This is a genomic window from Burkholderia sp. MS455, assembly GCF_016899445.1.
Taxonomy (GTDB): Bacteria; Pseudomonadota; Gammaproteobacteria; order Burkholderiales; family Burkholderiaceae; genus Burkholderia; species Burkholderia pyrrocinia_C.
This window is the reverse complement of record NZ_CP041779.1, coordinates 3,067,232-3,084,303: the sequence shown is the minus strand read 5'-3', so window position 1 is coordinate 3,084,303 and position 17,072 is coordinate 3,067,232. Positions and strand designations below refer to the sequence as shown.

Annotated in this window: 16 protein-coding genes; 10 read left to right on the top strand and 6 right to left on the bottom strand. The window is 69.0% G+C overall.

Translation table 11 applies throughout. The annotated features are described in order from the left end of the window. Nucleotide 1: 1 nt before the first annotated feature. Complete coding sequence (locus FPJ27_RS33310; RefSeq protein WP_072445161.1) at nucleotides 2–655, bottom strand: hypothetical protein; 654 nt, start codon at nucleotides 653–655, stop codon at nucleotides 2–4. A gap of 572 nt (nucleotides 656–1,227) precedes the next feature. Between FPJ27_RS33310 and FPJ27_RS33305 the strand changes: the two genes are divergently transcribed. The 5 genes from FPJ27_RS33305 to FPJ27_RS33285 all read left to right on the top strand — a co-directional run bounded on the left by FPJ27_RS33305 (nucleotide 1,228) and on the right by FPJ27_RS33285 (nucleotide 5,617). Beyond that, nucleotides 1,228–1,488, top strand: a complete 261-nt coding sequence (locus tag FPJ27_RS33305; RefSeq protein ID WP_072445148.1) for a phosphopantetheine-binding protein — start codon at nucleotides 1,228–1,230, stop codon at nucleotides 1,486–1,488. Nucleotides 1,489–1,598: 110 nt separating this feature from the next. Then, nucleotides 1,599–2,315, top strand: a complete 717-nt coding sequence (gene fabG / locus FPJ27_RS33300; protein WP_204424535.1) for a 3-oxoacyl-ACP reductase FabG — start codon at nucleotides 1,599–1,601, stop codon at nucleotides 2,313–2,315. Between the two features lie 87 nt (nucleotides 2,316–2,402). Continuing rightward, the gene (locus FPJ27_RS33295) at nucleotides 2,403–3,749 is read left to right on the top strand and encodes an endoribonuclease L-PSP (RefSeq protein ID WP_204424532.1); all 1,347 of its coding nucleotides are present in this window, start codon (nucleotides 2,403–2,405) and stop codon (nucleotides 3,747–3,749) included. Nucleotides 3,750–3,874: 125 nt separating this feature from the next. After that, nucleotides 3,875–4,657: a glycosyltransferase family 2 protein gene (locus FPJ27_RS33290; RefSeq protein ID WP_111016112.1), complete on the top strand. Its 783-nt coding sequence runs from the start codon at nucleotides 3,875–3,877 to the stop codon at nucleotides 4,655–4,657. 198 nt (nucleotides 4,658–4,855) lie between these two features. Continuing rightward, nucleotides 4,856–5,617, top strand: a complete 762-nt coding sequence (locus FPJ27_RS33285) for a M48 family metalloprotease (protein WP_034179029.1) — start codon at nucleotides 4,856–4,858, stop codon at nucleotides 5,615–5,617. Nucleotides 5,618–5,720: 103 nt separating this feature from the next. Here FPJ27_RS33285 and FPJ27_RS33280 read toward each other — a convergent pair whose 3' ends face one another. Genes FPJ27_RS33280 through FPJ27_RS33265 form a run of 4 tightly spaced genes read right to left on the bottom strand, consistent with a single transcriptional unit; the run spans nucleotide 5,721 to nucleotide 10,466 of the window. Further along, nucleotides 5,721–7,430 carry a lactate permease LctP family transporter gene (locus FPJ27_RS33280; protein WP_204424530.1) on the bottom strand — a complete coding sequence of 570 codons (1,710 nt, stop codon included), beginning with the start codon at nucleotides 7,428–7,430 and terminating at the stop codon, nucleotides 5,721–5,723. A 56-nt stretch (nucleotides 7,431–7,486) separates the two neighbouring features. After that, on the bottom strand, nucleotides 7,487–8,932 hold the full coding sequence (locus FPJ27_RS33275; protein ID WP_204424526.1) for a LutB/LldF family L-lactate oxidation iron-sulfur protein: 1,446 nt from the start codon (nucleotides 8,930–8,932) through the stop codon (nucleotides 7,487–7,489). Further along, on the bottom strand, nucleotides 8,929–9,669 hold the full coding sequence (locus tag FPJ27_RS33270; RefSeq protein WP_204424523.1) for an LUD domain-containing protein: 741 nt from the start codon (nucleotides 9,667–9,669) through the stop codon (nucleotides 8,929–8,931). Before FPJ27_RS33270 ends, FPJ27_RS33275 begins: the two co-directional genes overlap by 4 nt. Continuing rightward, on the bottom strand, nucleotides 9,666–10,466 hold the full coding sequence (locus FPJ27_RS33265; protein WP_072445143.1) for a (Fe-S)-binding protein: 801 nt from the start codon (nucleotides 10,464–10,466) through the stop codon (nucleotides 9,666–9,668). Before FPJ27_RS33265 ends, FPJ27_RS33270 begins: the two co-directional genes overlap by 4 nt. Before the next feature lie 133 nt (nucleotides 10,467–10,599). On the opposite strand from FPJ27_RS33265, the gene FPJ27_RS33260 reads away from it, so the two are divergent. From FPJ27_RS33260 to FPJ27_RS33240, 5 genes are all read left to right on the top strand, one after another. Then, complete coding sequence (locus FPJ27_RS33260) at nucleotides 10,600–11,316, top strand: FadR/GntR family transcriptional regulator (RefSeq protein ID WP_072445142.1); 717 nt, start codon at nucleotides 10,600–10,602, stop codon at nucleotides 11,314–11,316. 245 nt (nucleotides 11,317–11,561) lie between these two features. Next, entirely contained in the window at nucleotides 11,562–13,187 is a 1,626-nt protein-coding gene (locus FPJ27_RS33255) for a phospholipase D family protein (protein WP_204424521.1), read from the top strand. A gap of 251 nt (nucleotides 13,188–13,438) precedes the next feature. Next, complete coding sequence (locus FPJ27_RS33250) at nucleotides 13,439–14,212, top strand: class II aldolase/adducin family protein (protein ID WP_204424519.1); 774 nt, start codon at nucleotides 13,439–13,441, stop codon at nucleotides 14,210–14,212. A gap of 517 nt (nucleotides 14,213–14,729) precedes the next feature. Then, a complete protein-coding gene (locus tag FPJ27_RS33245; RefSeq protein WP_204424517.1) occupies nucleotides 14,730–15,164 on the top strand; it encodes a CHRD domain-containing protein in 435 nt (144 codons plus the stop codon). Between the two features lie 89 nt (nucleotides 15,165–15,253). Then, nucleotides 15,254–16,216, top strand: coding sequence for an alpha/beta hydrolase (locus FPJ27_RS33240; RefSeq protein ID WP_204424515.1), 963 nt, complete (start codon nucleotides 15,254–15,256; stop codon nucleotides 16,214–16,216). On the opposite strand, the gene FPJ27_RS33235 is transcribed toward FPJ27_RS33240, so the two are convergent. Next, a complete protein-coding gene (locus FPJ27_RS33235; RefSeq protein WP_204424511.1) occupies nucleotides 16,186–17,028 on the bottom strand; it encodes an EcsC family protein in 843 nt (280 codons plus the stop codon). The two genes, FPJ27_RS33240 and FPJ27_RS33235, sit on opposite strands and share 31 nt — an antisense overlap. Nucleotides 17,029–17,072 lie beyond the last annotated feature (44 nt).

The following is a 17,072-nucleotide window of genomic DNA, read 5'->3' as shown; positions in this document are numbered from 1 at the left end:
TTCATCGTGACGCCTGCGACGCATGGGTTGTCGCGCGATACGCGCGCACCGCGTCGACCATTCGTGGCCGCGGCTCGTGCGGCAGCGCGAAGCGCCGGCAGGCATGCTCGGCGGCGAACATCACGGCGACGAGCGGCAGCGACAGGTAGTTCGCGAACGTCGACCACGTGACGATCGGCGCGGTCGCGAACAGCAGCGTCGACACGGCGGCGATCGCGACGAAGAACAGCGTCCACGCGAGCGTGATCTGCCGCGTATAGCGCGCGACGGCCGGCGTGACCGCGCCGTGGATCATCGTCGCGAAGCGCGTGCACAGCGGCACCTCGCCTGCCGCGAGCGTGCGGCCGAACAGCAGCGCCATCGCGACGTTGAAGCTCGCGTGTTCCAGATACAGGCCCCATTCGAAGTGCTGCGCGAGCGGCGCGCGCGCGGCCCACAGTGCAGCGGCGGCCAGCAGCCAAGCCGGCACGAACCATGCACGTCGCGGCGAGCGCAGCGCCGCACCGAGCGCGAGCAGCAGCGGCGGCACGAGCGCCATCGCGAGGCCGAAGCCGTGTGCGCCGGGCGTCGCGGCCGCGTAGTGCGCGCCGGCCTGGTAGGCGGCGACGGTGCCGACCACGGCGACGCCGCGCGCGATGGACAGCAGCCTGCTCATCGGCGGCCTCCGTGCGGGCGCGGGCTCGCGTCGCCGGCGGCCGCCAGGCGGCAGCAGACGGACGGGCGAACCGGAACGGAGCGGAAGGACGGACGCGGCATGACTGGAGACATCGGGGGGATCGTGGCCGGACGTGGTGGTCGGGCCGTCAAACATCATATGAATGGGCGGCCGGGACGCGGGTCCGGGCCGGTAATCGAGTGCGCCCATTTTAGGGCCGCGGCACGGCGTGTCCGGGGCGGGCGTGTGCGGGTTTTGTAACCGATTGTATGGCACCGGACGAACGGTTTCGCGGGGTCGGTCCATTTCCATCCAAAGCGGCTCAAGCGTCTCGTGCATTCGTGTCACGAAACGGGCCGCGGCGCCGGCCCGCCAGTCTGTAACCAATCTCGGTATACGGGCCGATACCCATCGTCTAGAATCCGCGTAACTTTTACAAACGATCCCCAAATAACGCAGGCGGGGACGCCGGCAGACGCCGGAGGGACGGAGATTTGCACGCGCCGGGCGTGCACGACGGTTGCCGTTTCCGGGCGCCTCCCGCTGCCATTGGCCGCCTGCTCGCACGCATGATGAACGCACTGGAACAAGAGCTCGCCACGCTGATCATCGGCGAACTGAATCTCGAAGACGTCCCGCTCGAAACAGTGACGGCCGAGACCCCGCTGTACGGCGAAGGTTTCGGGCTCGACTCCATCGACATCCTGGAAATCGCGCTGCTGATCTCGAAGAAATACGGCTTCGAACTGCGCTCGGACAATCCGGATAACCAGACGATCTTTGCGACGCTCGGCGCGCTGGCCGCGTACGTGGCCGCGCATCGTACGAAGTGACGGCGCCGCGCACGGGCGCGGCGCGCAGGTGACGACGGCATGCGGCGGCGATCGGCAGACGATGCGCCGCCGCGTCGATCGAGGTGAAACGCGATGAACGGAGCAATTCGATGCGCTCGCTCGTGACGGGCGGCAGCGGCGCACTCGGGCAGGCAATCTGCATGGCGCTCGCGCAGGCCGGCCATGAAGTGTGGGTCCATGCGAACCGCCATCTCGCGCAGGCGGAGGCGGTCGCGCAGCAGATCGTCGCGGCCGGCGGCACCGCGCGCGCGATCGCGTTCGACGTGACCGATGCCGACGCGACGCTCGCCGCGCTGGCGCCGCTCGCCGACGAAGCGCCGGTGCAGATCCTCGTCAACAACGCCGGCATTCACGACGACGCGCCGATGGCCGGCATGTCGCGCCGGCAGTGGCACAGCGTGATCGACGTGACGCTCGACGGCTTTTTCAACGTCACGCAGCCGCTGCTGCTGCCGATGATCCGCACGCGACGCGGGCGGATCGTCAACATCGCATCGGTGGCCGGCGTGACCGGCAATCGCGGACAGGTCAATTACGCGGCCGCGAAGGCGGGGCTGATCGGTGCGACGAAATCGCTGTCGCTGGAGCTCGCGTCGCGCGGCATTACCGTGAACGCGGTCGCGCCCGGCATCATCGAATCGCGGATGGCCGAACAGGCGTTTCCCGCCGAACGGATCAAGCAGCTCGTGCCCGCGCAGCGCGCGGGCCGGCCCGACGAAGTCGCGGCGATGGTCGCGTATCTGGTGTCCGACGCCGCGGCCTATGTGACGGGGCAGGTGATGTCCGTCAACGGCGGGCTCGCATGACGAAACGCGCGGCGTCGGCCTGACGTCGCGCAACGCGATGCCGACCACGATGTCGCACGGCCCGCATCGCATAGTGAGGAAATCGAAGTGTCCGTGCATCCAGTCGACGCCGAACGGCGCCCGTGTTCCCTGTCGTCAGCCTCCGCGCCGGTCGCGCGCGGGCAGGCGGCCGGCGGGCCGGACGCATCGCGATCGGGCGCGCCGCTCGCGCAGGGCCGCGACCGCGCACTGCAGCTCGTTCGGATGAGTCATGTGCGGCTCGCTGCGTTGCTGCACGATGCGCGCATGCGTGGCGATGGGATCGACCGCGCGTTTCCGGGTGCGTTGGGCGCGGTGTGCATCGGCGCGGCCGGATTGCAGGACGAATTGAACGCAGAATCGCAGGCCGAATCGCACGCCGATGCGGCGGCACGAATGCTAGCCGATGCAGCCCCCGACCTGCCGGTCGCACCGGTGCAGATGGCGCTGCTCGGCGCCGGCGTCGCACCGGGCGATGCCGTCTGCGAAATCTGGCAATGCAATGCGCGCGACCTGCGCAGCGAACGGCGCGGTGCGCTGCACTATCGCTACAGCGAAGCGGCGGGGCTCGTGTTCGGCAGCATCGTCGTGCACGAAACGCACGAAACGCACGAAACGCGCGAAACGCACGACACGCACGACACGCAGCGCGACGGCGGCACGCCGCTCGAACGCGCGACGCACGATGCTTACCGCACGCTGTTCGACGTGCTCGATACGCTCGGCATGCCGCATCCGCTGCGCATCTGGAATACCGTGCCGGCGATCAATGCCGTGCAGTTCGGGATCGAACGCTATCGTCAGTTCAATATCGGCCGTCAGCACGCCTTCGACGCGTGCCGCCGCGCATTGACGGGCGGCGTGCCGGCCGCGTGCGCGCTCGGTTCGGTCGTGCCGGTCGCGGGCGACGCGTTGCCCGCGGCGCCGCTCGCGATCCATTTCATCGCGAGCCGCACGCCCGCAGATCCGGTCGAGAACCCGCGCCAGGTCAGCGCGTATCACTATCCGGCGCAATACGGCCCGCGTGCGCCGACGTTCGCGCGTGCAGCCGCCTGGGCGGACGGCGGCGCCGCGCCGGTGCTGTTCGTATCGGGCACCGCGAGCATCGTCGGGCACCGCACCGTGCATCGCGGCGACGTCGTCGCGCAAACGCGCGAGACGGTTGCGAACCTCGCGGCCGTGCTCGAGCAGGCCGCGCGGCAGGGGCATGGACCGTTCTCGCTTGCCGACCTGAGCTATCGCGTCTACGTGCGCGACGCCGGCGATGCCGCGGCGCTTGCCGAGATCGATCGGGTGCTGCGCGATGCGGCCGGCCCCGGCGTGCGGCCGCTCTTCGTCCATGCGGACGTATGCCGCGACGACCTGCTGGTCGAGATCGAGGCGAGCGCGGGGCACGCGATGGAGCGGCTGTCATGAAGCGGGAGAACTTCACGATCCGGCAACCGGCACCGCATACGGGCGGCGTCGACGAAGCCTGCCGCCAGTCGCCGGCAAGTCATAAACTTTTGTCAGGATCCCTGTCTTCGCAATCGGCCGTTCCCATGTCCAAGCTGCACGCCTCGTCCACCCACCTCGTCCTGATTCCTAGCTACAACCCTGGCGCCAAGGTCGACACGACCGTGCGCAATGCCCGCGCGCAGTGGAATCCGGTGTGGGTCGTCGTCGACGGCAGCACCGACGGCAGCGCCGAGCGGCTGCAGGCGATGGCCGAGCACGATCCCGGGTTGCGCGTGATCGTGCTGCCGGAGAACCGCGGCAAGGGCGCCGCGGTGCTCGCGGGGCTCGACGCGGCTGCCGCGAGCGGCTTCACGCACGTGCTGACGATGGATTCCGACGGCCAGCATCCGGCCGACCTGATTCCCGCTTTCATGGCCGCGTCGCAGGCCGCGCCCGATGCGATGGTGCTCGGCGTGCCGAAGTTCGACGCGAGTGCGCCGCAGTTGCGCGTCCAGGGGCGCCGGCTGTCGAACGCTTGGGCCGACCTTGAGACGCTGTGGGCCGGGATCGGCGATTCGCTGTACGGCTTTCGCGTGTATCCGGTCGCGCCGCTCGCCGCGATCATGCGGCGCCAGCCGTGGATGCGCGGCTTCGACTTCGATCCCGAGGCGGCCGTGCGACTGTGCTGGGCCGGCGTGCGCCCGATCCGCATCGACGCGCCGGTGCGCTACTTCGGCCGGCACGAGGGCGGCGTGTCGCATTTCCACTACGGTCGCGACAACGCGCTGCTTGCATGGATGCACCTGCGGCTTTTCACCGGCTTCGCGGTGCGGCTGCCGATGCTGGTCGCGCGGCGGCTGACGCGGCGCCGCGACCAGGCGGCCTGAGCAGCGCGCCCGTTTTCCCTCCCGATCGTCGCCCGCTCGCGGCGATTGCTTTGGTTTCGATCTTCAATTTCGCTGAAAATCGCCGTTTCGCATCAATCCTATGAGTAATTAAGGTGTCATCGGATGTAAACATCTGGTAATTTTCTGCCGGATTATGCAAAATCGCCGCTCCCAAATACAACTATCGAGGGATCCGGGATGCAACTCAAGAAAGCGGTGGCAGCGTGTGGCGTGGCGTTCCTGTTGAGCGCATGCGGCGGGGTACAGAGTCTCGACGCGAACAGCCTGACGTCGGCGGGGACGAACCTGTTCAAGGCAGCGACGCTGTCCGATTCGGACATCGCCGCGCTGTCGAACGACTCGTGCAAGTCCAGCGACGCCGAATCGAAGATCGCGCCGGCGAACAGCGCGTATTCGAAGCGCCTGACGAAGGTGATGAAGGGCTTCGGCGACATGACGCTGAATGGCCAGAAGGTCAACTACAAGGTCTACGTGACCAAGGACGTCAACGCGTGGGCGATGGGCAACGGCTGCGTGCGCGTGTACAGCGGCCTGATGGACATGATGAACGACGACGAACTGCGCGGCGTGATCGGCCATGAAATGGGCCACGTCGCACTGGGTCACTCGAAGAAGGCGATGCAGACGGCGTACGCGGTGAGCGCGGCGCGCAGCGCGGCCGGCGCGGCATCGCCGGGCGTGGCGGCGCTGACGAGCTCGCAGCTCGGCGACATCACCGAGAAGTTCATCAACGCGCAGTTCTCGCAGACGCAGGAAAGCGCGGCGGACGACTACTCGTTCGACCTGATGAAGCAGAAGGGCATGAGCCAGAAGGGCCTCGTCACCGCATTCCAGAAGCTGGCGAAGCTCGATGGCGGCCAGAGCTCGATGATGAGCTCGCACCCGTCTTCGACGAGCCGTGCGCAGCACATCGAGGATCGCATCGCGAAGGGCAGCTGATCGCGCAGCCGCTCGCCGGCCGACGCCGACGATCGACAGGCAGAAAGAAAAACCCCACGCTCTTCCGGGCGTGGGGTTTTGTTTTTGCGGGTGTGCGCGCCGCTTACGGCACCATCCCCGGCAGCACGTACGCCTGCACCAGCGTGATCAAGCCGACGATCACCGCGAACAGCAGGCTGTGCCGCACCGTGAAGCGGAACAGCGCCGACTCGTTGCCGACGAGGCCCGTCGCCGCGCACGCGACCGCGATCGACTGCGGCGAGATCATCTTCGCGGTCACGCCGCCCGTCGTGTTCGCGGCCACCGCGAGCGTCTCGGGCACGCCGAGCTGATGGGCCGTGGCCTGCTGCAGCGAGCAGAACAGGGCGTTCGACGACGTGTCCGAGCCGGTCAGGAACACGCCGAGCCAGCCGAGGAACGGCGAGAAGAACGGGAACGCGGCGCCGGTTGCGGCCAGCATCAGCGCGAGCGTCGACGACATCCCCGAATAGTTCGCGACGAACGCGAACGCGAGCACGAGGCCGATCGACAGGATCGGGCGCGTCAGCTCCTTCAGCGTTTCGCCGAACGTGACGAGCGCGTCGCGCGGCTTCATCCGCAACAGCGCCATCGAGATCAGCGCGGTCACGAGAATCGCGCTGCCCACCGCGGACACCAGATCGATCTTCAGCACGGCTTCAAGCGCCTTCGGCGTCGCGGCGATCGGTGCGGTCTTCACGATGAGCTGGTCGAGCCCCGCCACATGGAACTTCAGCACGGTCGACGCGAGCGCGCCGTGCGCGGCGAACAGCGCCTTGAACGGCGCGATGCTCCATACGGTGACGACGGCCGTCAGGATCAGGAACGGCGACCACGCGCGCACCGTCTGCGCGAGCGTGTACGGCGACGCCTGCCGGCTCGCGCCCGTGCCGCCCGCGTCGAACCTGCCCGCGCCGAAACCGGCCAGCGCAGCGCCGCCGCCGGTCGCGACGATGCCGCCGGCCGGCTGCTGCGCGGTGCGCGGCTGCCACACCTTCAGGAACGCCGCGAGCGCGACGAGGCTGACGAGCGACGACGTGATGTCCGGCAGCTCGGGCCCGATGTGGTTCGACGTGAAGTACTGCGTGACGGCGAAGCTGCCGCCCGCGACGAGCGCGGCCGGCCAGGTCTGCCGCACGCCGCGCAGCCCGTCCATCATGAACACGAGCCAGAACGGCACCGCGAGCGACAGCAGCGGCAGCTGGCGGCCGGCCATCGCGCCGATGTGGAACGGGTCGATGCCCGTCACCTGCCCAGCGACGATGATCGGGATGCCCATCGCGCCGAACGCGACCGGCGCGGTGTTCGCGATCAGGCACAGCCCGGCCGCGTGCAGCGGCTTGAAGCCGAGGCCGACGAGCAGCGCGGCGGTGATCGCGACGGGCGCGCCGAAGCCGGCCGCGCCTTCCAGGAAGGCGCCGAACGAGAAGCCGATCAGCAGCATCTGCAGGCGCTGGTCGTCGGTGATCGACAGCACGGATGCGCGGATGACGTCGAACTGGCCGGTCTTCACGACGATCTTGTACAGGAACACGGCCGCGACGATGATCCACGCGATCGGCCACAGGCCGTACGCGAAGCCGAAGCCGGCCGCCGCGAGCGCCTGCGGCACGGGCATCCCGTACGCGAGGATCGCGACGCCGAGCGACAGCAGCAGCGTGATCGCGGCCGCGACGTGGCCCTTCATCCGCAGCGCGGCCAGCGCGACGAAAAAGAAGATGATCGGGATCGCGGCGACGAACGCCGACAGCCCGAGGCTGCCGAGCGGGGTGTAGATCTGATGCCAAACCTGCATGGTTGTCTCCTCCATCTGTGTCTGTATCTCTATGGGTACGGTCGGGAAAGCGATGTCTATTCGGGCTGGCCGCGTGCGCGCAGCAGGTCGGACAGGCTGCGCGGCGCCGGTTCGAGCGGCGTGCGGTGCTGCGTCCAGCCCATCTGTTTCGCGGGTGTCAGCGCGCGCAGGCGCGTCGCCGTCCAGCGGAACGCGCGGTACGCGCGCGGATGCGCGAATGCGCCCGACCAGAAGCGCCACACGAGGTCTTCCGCGCGGTTGTAGTTCGCGCCCTGGCCGCGCAGCGGATGCGCGACGGGTTCGTCGGGCTTGCGGTTCGCCTCGGTGCGCAGCCGCACGAGCAGTTCGGGGATCGGGATCCGGACCGGACATACCTCGCCGCATGCGCCGCACAGCGTCGACGCGGTCGGCAGGTCGGCCGTCGCGTCGAGGCCGAGCAGGTGCGGCGAGATGATCTTGCCGATCGGCCCCGGGTAGGTCGTCCCGTACGCGTGGCCGCCGATGCGCGTATAGACGGGGCAGTGGTTCATGCATGCGCCGCAGCGGATGCACTGCAGCGTCGCGCGCAGTTGTTCGTCCGCGTAGGCCTGCGTGCGGCCGTTGTCGAGCAGCACGAGATGCAGTTCGCGCGGGCCGTCGCGTTCGCCGTCGCGGCGCGGGCCCGAGATCAGGTTGAAGTAGGTCGTGATCGCCTGGCCGGTAGCCGAGCGCGTGAGCAGGCTCGACAGCGGCACGATGTGCTCGAGTTTTTCGACGACCTTCTCGATCCCCATGATCGCGATGTGCGTGTCGGGCACCGTCGTCGACAGGCGGCCGTTGCCCTCGTTCTCGACGAGCCACAGCGTGCCCGTGTCGGCTGCCGCGAAGTTCACGCCCGACAGGCCGATGTCCGCGTCGGCGAACGCGCGGCGCAGCGCGCGCCGGCCGGTCTGGATCAGCTCGTCGACGTCTTCCGTGTAGCGCGTGCCGGGGATGTGTTTCTCGAACAGTTCGGCGATGTCGCCGCGCGTCTTGTGGATCGCCGGCATCACGATATGCGACGGCTTCTCGCCCGCGAGCTGCACGATGAACTCGCCCATGTCGGACTCGATGCAGTCGACGCCGTGATCCGCGAGGTAATGGTTCAGCTCGATTTCCTCGCTCGCCATCGACTTGCCCTTGATCACGCGGCGCGCCTTCTTCGCCTGCGCGATGCCGAGCACGATCGCGTTCGCGTCGGAGGCCGTCTCGGCCCAGTGAACGTGCACGCCGGCTTCGACGAGCTTCGCCTCCAGCCGCTCGAGCAGCGCGGGCAACTGCGCGAGCGCGTGCCGGCGCACGGCTTCGCCGAGATCGCGCAACTGCTGCAACTCGGTGTCGTCGGGGAATTGCGTCGCGCGCTTGCCCTGCAGGAAGTCCATCGCGCCGCGAAAACTCCGGCGCAGTGCGGGATCGTCGAGCGCGGCGCGCGCGCGGGCCTTGAAGTCGTCGGGGGCGACGAATTGCAGCGTGTGGTCGCTCATCGCGGTTGGTCCTCGCAAGCGGTTGCGGCCGGCCGGGCGGCCGCGGCATCGGCAGCCGGATCGGTGACGATCACGACCCACAGGCGGCGCGGGCCATGCGCGCCATAAGCGAGCGTCTGCTGGATGTCGGACGTCTTCGACGGCCCCGACACCAGCACGAGGTTGGTCGGCATGCCGGCATGCCAGCGCTCCGCGTGCGCGGCTGCGTGCAGGTCCGCATGCAGCGTGTTCGCGTGGACGAGCGCGACATGCAGCGGCGGCACCAGCGACACCGTGCGCGGCGTGCCGGCATCGGGCGCGAGCACGACGGTGCCGGTGGCCGCAATGCCCGAGCGTGCGACGGTGAAGCCCGCATCGATCGTGTCGAACAGTTCGACCTTCCACGCGTCGATCGGCCGGTCGAACGGCACGGGCGTGACCGCGTCGGGCAGCGCGCGGGCGAGCGCCGCGGATTCGGCGCGCGCCGGGTCGAGCAGCAGGCGGCGCACGCCGGCGTCCGCGAGGCGCGCGGCAAGCTGAGCGGGCCATTCGTCGTCGGTCGCGCACCAGGCTTGCGCGTGCGAGGCGGCGAGCGCGGCCTGCAGCGCCTGAGCGAGCGTGTGCGGATCGCGCTCGGCTGGCGCGCGGCGCGTGTCGTAATGCGTGTCGATGCGCGCATCGAGCGCGGCGGCTGCCGTCGCGGCGACGCCCGGGGCGGCGCTGCGCAGGCGCGCGAGAATCGCGTCGCGCGCGCTCATTGCTTGTCTCCGCGCAGCGGCGCGGCACCGGCCGTGCGTCGCCACAGGAAGCTCGCAAGATGTTCGACCGGCAGCGACGCGCCGGCCTTGGTCGCAGCATGGCCGATGTTCAGCAGGCAGCCGCAGTCCGCGGACACGAGCCGGTCGCAGCCGGTCGCGCAGGCCGACGCGACCTTGTCGCGCACCATCGCGCCGGAGATGTCGGGATGCTTCAGCGAGAACGTGCCGCCGAAGCCGCAGCATTCGGATTCGCGTTCGTGTTCGATCCGCGTCACGCCCGGCAGCGCGTCGACGAGCGCGACGCCGTGCACGCGCGTGCCCATTTCGCGGCGCGCCGCGCACGACGTATGCAGCACGACGCGCTCGTCGGGCCCGGCGCTTGCCGCGGCCGCGTCGAGTTGCACGTCGAGCACATGGACGAGGAATTCGGCGAGTTCGTAGGTCCGCTCCGCGATCGCGCGCGCCTTCGGGCCATGGACGGGATCGTCGGCGAACAGCGCCGGCCAATGGTGACGGATCATGCCCGCGCACGAGCCCGACGGCACGATCACGGGCCACGGTTCGGCGAACAGGTCGAGCTGCGCGGCCGCGACGCGGCGCGCTTCGTCGGGATTGCCGCTGCTGTAGGCCGGTTGCCCGCAGCAGCTCTGGCCGCGCGGATAGTGGACGGTCAGGCCTTCGCGCTCCAGCAGGCGGACCGCGTCGAGCCCCGCTTCGGGGGCGAACAGGTCGACCAGGCAGGTCGCGAACAGATAGACGTGCGCGGGGGCGGCGGCGGGGTACTGCCTTTCGTTCATGTCTCGCTCCAGTGGCGACGGCCCGGCATGCGGATGCGGGACGACGATTTCGCTGCATAATTCCCGCGACGGCGCCGCAGCTCAAATTGGTTGGGCCAATCGGCGCGACGGGCATTCCGGGGGAGACGAGACGATGGCAGCGATGACGGCACGGGGCCGGACCGAAGTGGTGATGCGCAAGATCGAGACGGCGCTGCTCGACGGCACCTGGCCGGCCGGCGCGCGCCTGCCGGCCGAGCGCGTGCTCGCGCAGCAGTACGGCGTCGCGCGCAACACGGTGCGCGAGGCGACCCAGCGGCTCGTCGCGCGCGGGCTGCTGCAGAGCCGGCGCGGCGCGGGCGTCTATGTGACGGACCAGTTGCGCGCGGGCATCGCGTCGCCGTGGGGCCAGCTGGTCGCCGATCATCCGGCGCTGCGCGACGACATCCTCGAATTCCGCCGTGTGCTCGAAGGCGCGACCGCGTATTTCGCCGCGCTGCGGGCCGATGCGAACGACCGGCGCCGGATCCGCACGCTGCTGCGCGAACTCGAAACCGCGCATGCGAACAACGACGCGGCCGTCGAAGCCGCGACCGACGCGAAGCTGCACGAGGCGATCGCGCTTGCGTCGCACAACACGATGTTCCTGCACCTGCATACGAGCGTGATCGGGATGCTGCGCGAGCACATCTCGATCAACGTGGCGGGCATGACGACGGACGACGAGCAGGCGTCCGAGCTGCTGTTGCTGCAGCACCGTGTCGTGTGCGACGCGATTTGCGCGCATCGGCCCGAAGAGGCGCGCACCGCGATGCAGACGCATATCGACTACGTGCGCAGCCATTTCGAGCGCAGCGGCGACGGGGCATGAGATTGGTCGGACCGTTTCGGTGCACGGGCCGCCCGACGGGCGGATCCGGGGCGGTCGGACCTCGACGCCAGGCACGCGGACGTTCGCCGGCCGCCCACGTCGCCCGCTGCCGCAGCGGGGTGCCGCTTGCGCCACCCGCGCGATTGACCGGTTCATCGGGCGCCCACTAAAATCGGCTGGAACCGCCCGCCAGCCTCGCGCCGCGGCGAATGCGGACCCTTGTTCCGCCAGTCGAGGAAGCTTCCGTGCTCACGTCTTTCATCCGGCGCGCGCAGGCCGCGCTGTCGTGGCGCGCCGCATGCGGCCCGGCCCGTGCGCTGGCCGTCTGCGTGCTGCTGTCGCTCGTCGCCGCGTGCGCGACGCATCCGCCCGCCACCACGCTCGATCGCCCGGTTTCCCATGCATTGCCGTCCGATACCGCGACGCCGCTGCGCGACGCGCTGGCCGCGCCGGAGGCCGCGCATCCGGGCCAGTCGGGTTTTCGGCTGCTGGCGGACGGCGCCGAGGCGCTGCAGATGCGCATCGCGCTCGCGCGCGCCGCGACGAAGACGCTCGACATGCAGTACTACATCGCAACCGAGGACACGACGGGCAAGCTGCTGCTCGCCGCGGCGCTGTACGCCGCCGATCGCGGCGTGCGTGTGCGGATGCTGGTCGACGACCTGAACTTCCGTGACATCGACCGCATCATGGCCGCGCTGAACACGCACCCGAACATCGAGATCCGCGTGTTCAACCCGTTCGGCGCGTCGCAGCAGGGCATGGTCGAGCGCACGACCAATTTCTTCACGAGTATCGACAGCTTCACGCGCCGGATGCACAACAAGGCGATGATCGCGGACAACCGGATTGCGATCGTCGGCGGCCGCAATCTCGGCGACGAATACTTCAGCGCGAGCCCGACGCTGCAGTTCCGCGATCTCGACGTGCTCGCCGCCGGCCCCGTGACGACCGACATCTCGGCGAGCTTCGACACCTACTGGGCGAGCGCGAGCAGCTATCCGCTGCGCGTGCTGAATCACCAGTCGTTCGATCCGAAGGATCTCGACGCGATGCGCGACGAGTTGCGCGCCCACTGGCGCCAGAACGCCGATCCGTACAACGCGAAGCCGCTGAACGCGACGCCGCTTGCGCAGCAGATCGCGCGCGACGAGCTCGCGCTCGTGTGGGCGCAGGCCGAGTTCAAGGCCGACGCGCCCGACAAGGTCGCGCAGCCGACCGACGCATACGTGAGCCCGCCGATGCGGCGCCTCGTCGAACTGACGCGCGGCGCGCAGCAGGAATTCCTCGCGTTCTCGCCGTATTTCGTGCCGCACGACGCGGGCGTGAAGATTCTCGGCGACACGACCGCGCGCGGCGTGCGCGTCGCGATCCTGACGAATTCGCTCGCCGCGACCGACGCGGTTGCGGTGCAGGCCGGCTACGGGCCGTACCGCGTGCCGCTGCTGCGGCACGGCGTCGAGTTGTACGAGTTCAAGGCGCAGCCCGGCCGGCAGCGCCCGCGCCTGTTCGGGTCGCGCTCGCGCGCGAGCCTGCACGCGAAGGCGTACGTGATCGACCGGAAGATCCTCGTGATCGGCTCGATGAATCTCGATCCGCGTTCCGCGCACCTGAATACCGAACTGGCGCTCGTGATCCACAGTCCGGCGCTCGCGCAGCAGGTCGCGACGATCTTCGCGCGCGTGACGCAGCCGGACGAAAGCTATCGCGTGAGCCTCGCGACGCCGGCGGGCGGCGGCGCGCCCGAACTCGAGTGGACGGGCACGGACGACGGCCGGCCGACCACTTATCACGTCGATCCGCACGCGGGGCTGCTGCGCAACCTGATGACCGGCATCTTCACGCTGCTGCCGGTCGACGACCAGTTGTAAGGGCCGGAACGGCTCAGGCCAAACCTGCGATACCGGTGCGCGGGGAAAGGTGATATGGTTGTGTGCGCAACGATGTGCGTATCGTGAAGACGTCGCCGGACGGCTCTCGCAATGCGGGCCGGGGCGGTGACCGAACGACGCGCCGCATGAGCCGCATGAGCCGCATGAGCCGCGTGCGGCGCCAGGAGACGATGGACGATGCGCGCAGCCGCCCGCGCGGACGCGCACGCCCGCAACCGGAGTGCCCCCCCATGCAACGTGTACCGAACCAGCCGTTTACGCGTCCCGCCCGCTTCTCCGAAGCCGAATGGCAGGCGCGCGTGCAGCTCGCGGCGGCCTACCGCATCTTCGATCATCTCGGCTGGACCGAGCTGATCTACAACCATATCTCGCTGCGCGTACCAGGCGAGGACGGGCATTTCCTGATCAACCCGTTCGGGCTCCATTACCGCGAAGTGTGTGCGTCGAACCTTGTGAAGATCGACATCGACGGCAACGTGATCGACCATTCCGACTGGCCGATCAATCCGGCCGGCTTCACGTTCCACAGCGCGATCCATGCGGCGCTGCCCGACGCGCACTGCGTGATGCACGTGCACACGACGCCCACGATGGCCGTGTGCTGTTCGCGCGACGGGCTGTCGTTCTCGAATTTCTATTCGGCGCAGTTGTACGGGAAGATCGCGTATCACGACTTCGAGGGCATCACCGTGCATCTGGAGGAGGGGCGGCGCATCGTCGAGAGCGCCGGCGGGCGGCCCGTGCTGCTGCTGCGCAACCACGGGCCGGTGACGATCGGCGCGACGCTCGCGCAGACGTTCTCGCTGATGTGGCTGCTCAACCGCGCATGCGAGGTGCAGGTTGCCACGCACGCGATCGGCGACGCGCTGCCGATCGTGCCGCCCGTGCTCGAAGCGTGCGTGCGCGATTCGCTGAATTTCGACCCGAAGCATGGTGCGGGGCAGGACGCGTTCGACGCGCTGCAGCGCATCGTCGATCGCATCGATCCCGGCTATCGCGCGTGACGCGGGGCGGCCGCGGGGCCGCTAGAAGCGGTAGCCGAGGCCGGCCTGGTGCGCGTCTTCGCGCCGCACGACAGGATGGGCAGCGCGATATTCGATGCGAAGGAGAAGCAGCGGAAATTTCTTCGTCATGCTTGTCATATGACGAATGCGGATTCACGTTGCGATGCCGGCATGTCACATCGCCAGGCCGCGCGGCGCACGCAAAAAAAAAAACGCGGCCGGGTGGCCGCGTGAATACTCGCAGACTCCTTCGGACGAAGGAAACAAGCAACTATGAGACGAAGTGTAGCGAAAGGCCGCGCGCGGATTCAGGCGTCAGGCTGCAAAGGTCTCTTCCAGGTTGACGCAGACTGACGCGATGCGTCGCGCGAGACGACCTGCCGTGCGCGGCGCGCCGATGGGCGTGCGGCGATTCGCGGCATGGCCGTTCGGAGGACTCCCGGATCGGCGGCGATCGACTACCATCATGTGTAACGCTCCCGTTCGGGCGGCGTACAACGTCGTGCAAGGAGAGTCCATGCTCAAGCTGCGTTTGTTCCAGGTCGTGTTACTCGCGGGCGTGCTGGCCGCCGGCAACGCCGCTGCCGAAACGGTGCGCCTGTCCGCCAGTCTTCAGCCGTCGAGCGAAGTGCCGCCGACGGCGACGAAGGGCTCGGGCGCCGTCGACGCCACCTACGACACGGCCAGCCGCACGCTGCAATGGATGGTGACTTACGAACACCTCACCGGCCCGGCGACGGCCGCGCACTTCCATGGGCCCGCGCCGGTCGGCCAGAACGCCGGCGTGCAGGTGCCGATTCCGAAGGACGAGCTCGCGAGCCCGATCAAGGGCTCGAAGGTGCTGACCGACGCGCAGGTCACCGACCTGATGGGCGGCAAGTGGTATTTCAACGTCCACACAAAGGAGCACCCGTCCGGGGAGATCCGCGGCCAGCTGATGCCGGCGAACTGAGCGCCGGCGTTTGATGTAGAGGCTCCGTTCGAACGGCGCCGGAACGATCGCACGTACCATCGTCACACTGTGATTACGGAGTGCGTCCGATGAGTTGGCAAAGCAAGTTCGCCTGCTGGCTGCTGCGCTGGCAGTTCCGTCCCGAGACCACGCGCGAGGTGCTCGATCCCGCCCGCGCACGGCGCTTTACTGACCTGCGGATGGTCGTGCCGCGCCGTGCGCCGTCGGGCTACCGGCTGCGCGAATGTCATGGCGCGGGCGACGCGCCGCTGCGCGGCGAATGGCTCGAACGCACCGACACGGGCGCGGGTCGCGCGCCCGGCCGCACGCTGCTGTACTTTCACGGCGGCGGCTATTACTTCTGTTCGACGAAGACCCATCGGCCGCTCGTGTTCGGCCTGACGAAGCGCGCGGGCGTGCGCTCGTTCTCGCTCGACTACCGGCTTGCCCCCGAAAACCGCTTCCCGGCCGCGCTCGACGATGCGCTGGCCGCGTACCGTCAACTGCTGGCGCTCGGCACGCCGCCCGAGTCGATCGTGCTCGGCGGCGATTCGGCCGGCGGCGGCCTCGCGCTCGCGACGCTCGTCGCGCTGCGCGATCGCGGCGAGCCGTTGCCGGCCGGCGCGATCCTGTTCTCGCCGTGGACCGACCTGGCCGGCACGGGCGATACGATGCGCACCAACGATGGCGCCGATCCGATGTTCGCCGGCGCCGCGCTGCCGAAGGCCGCGAAGCTGTACCTCGGCGACGCGCCGGCGACGCATCCGTACGCATCGCCGCTCTATGCGGATTTCGCGGGCCTGCCGCCGCTGTATATCCAGGTCGGCAGCACTGAGGTGCTGCTGGACGATTCGCGCCGTGTCGCGGAGAAGGCGAAGGCGGCCGGCGTGCCGGTCGAGATCGAGGTGTGGCCGGACATGCCGCACGTGTGGCAGCTTTACGCACCGATGGTGCCGGAAGCGCGCGATGCGCTCGACCGCGCGGCCGCGTTCCTGCGCCGCGTCGCGGTCGAACGCGCGGTTCAGCGCGTCGGCGAGGCGTCGATCGCCTGATACGCGGCCTGGATGGCCGCCGGGCCGTACTTGCGCTCGAGGCGGCGCACGGTGAAGTGGCCGTGCGCCATCTGCTGGAAGTGGTCGATGAACAGCGTGTTGACGGTCGCGCCGAGCACGGCGCCGATCGCCGGGATCGACTTCGCGGCCATCTGCTCGGTCACCTGCACCGAGAACCGCGATGCCACCGTCTGTACCAGCTTGAACACCGCCGCCGAGCTGTGCGCGGCGATGCCTTTCGTCGTGATGTCCGACGACGCCTTCGAGATCGCCTGCGCGAGCGCGCCGCGCAGCACGAAATAGCCGAGATCGGCGTCCTCTTCCTGCTTGTCCGGGTTGCCGCCCATGCCGAGCACGGCCAGGCATTGCAACTGCGACTCCACCGACACGAGATCCTCGCCCTCGCTGCGCGCGATGTCGCACACCGAGCGGAAGATCAGCGTGGTCGTCACCGGCAGCTCGACCGGCAGCGCGAGAAAGCCGAACGCGCCGCCCGCCGCGCCGGTTGTCGCGACCGCGAGCTTGTGCAGCAGGTTGCTGGGTTTCTCGGGCTCGGCGTCCGGCGCCTGCGGCTTGCCGAGCGTGCGCAGCGCGATGTTCAGGCACTTGCGCAGCGCGAGCTGCGTCGCATCGTTGATCTTGCCAGTCGCGAAATCAGGCAGCCGCGCGATCATCTTCTCGACCGGCGCGCCGAGCACGCCCGTCAGCTTCATCGTCAGCGACGGGCTTTCCAGCACCTGCTTCGCGCGCCGCAGCGCGTCCCGGTCCTCCGGCGACAGCGTCGTCGCTGGGGTGATTGAAATCGGTTCCATCTTTCTCCTTGGTGGCCGGGGGGCGGTTTGACCGCCGCCGGCCT

What these genes read in the sequence shown, in the direction of transcription:
- FPJ27_RS33305 (WP_072445148.1), top strand. Translation starts at nt 1,228, where the DNA reads ATGAACGCACTGGAACAAGAGCTCGCCACGCTGATCATCGGCGAACTG.
- FPJ27_RS33270 (WP_204424523.1), bottom strand. Translation starts at nt 9,669, where the DNA reads ATGAGCGCGCGCGACGCGATTCTCGCGCGCCTGCGCAGCGCCGCCCCG.
- FPJ27_RS33280 (WP_204424530.1), bottom strand. Translation starts at nt 7,430, where the DNA reads ATGCAGGTTTGGCATCAGATCTACACCCCGCTCGGCAGCCTCGGGCTG.
- FPJ27_RS33245 (WP_204424517.1), top strand. Translation starts at nt 14,730, where the DNA reads ATGCTCAAGCTGCGTTTGTTCCAGGTCGTGTTACTCGCGGGCGTGCTG.
- FPJ27_RS33235 (WP_204424511.1), bottom strand. Translation starts at nt 17,028, where the DNA reads ATGGAACCGATTTCAATCACCCCAGCGACGACGCTGTCGCCGGAGGAC.
- fabG (WP_204424535.1), top strand. Translation starts at nt 1,599, where the DNA reads ATGCGCTCGCTCGTGACGGGCGGCAGCGGCGCACTCGGGCAGGCAATC.
- FPJ27_RS33265 (WP_072445143.1), bottom strand. Translation starts at nt 10,466, where the DNA reads ATGAACGAAAGGCAGTACCCCGCCGCCGCCCCCGCGCACGTCTATCTG.
- FPJ27_RS33260 (WP_072445142.1), top strand. Translation starts at nt 10,600, where the DNA reads ATGGCAGCGATGACGGCACGGGGCCGGACCGAAGTGGTGATGCGCAAG.
- FPJ27_RS33285 (WP_034179029.1), top strand. Translation starts at nt 4,856, where the DNA reads ATGCAACTCAAGAAAGCGGTGGCAGCGTGTGGCGTGGCGTTCCTGTTG.
- FPJ27_RS33240 (WP_204424515.1), top strand. Translation starts at nt 15,254, where the DNA reads ATGAGTTGGCAAAGCAAGTTCGCCTGCTGGCTGCTGCGCTGGCAGTTC.
- FPJ27_RS33290 (WP_111016112.1), top strand. Translation starts at nt 3,875, where the DNA reads ATGTCCAAGCTGCACGCCTCGTCCACCCACCTCGTCCTGATTCCTAGC.
- FPJ27_RS33310 (WP_072445161.1), bottom strand. Translation starts at nt 655, where the DNA reads ATGAGCAGGCTGCTGTCCATCGCGCGCGGCGTCGCCGTGGTCGGCACC.
- FPJ27_RS33275 (WP_204424526.1), bottom strand. Translation starts at nt 8,932, where the DNA reads ATGAGCGACCACACGCTGCAATTCGTCGCCCCCGACGACTTCAAGGCC.
- FPJ27_RS33250 (WP_204424519.1), top strand. Translation starts at nt 13,439, where the DNA reads ATGCAACGTGTACCGAACCAGCCGTTTACGCGTCCCGCCCGCTTCTCC.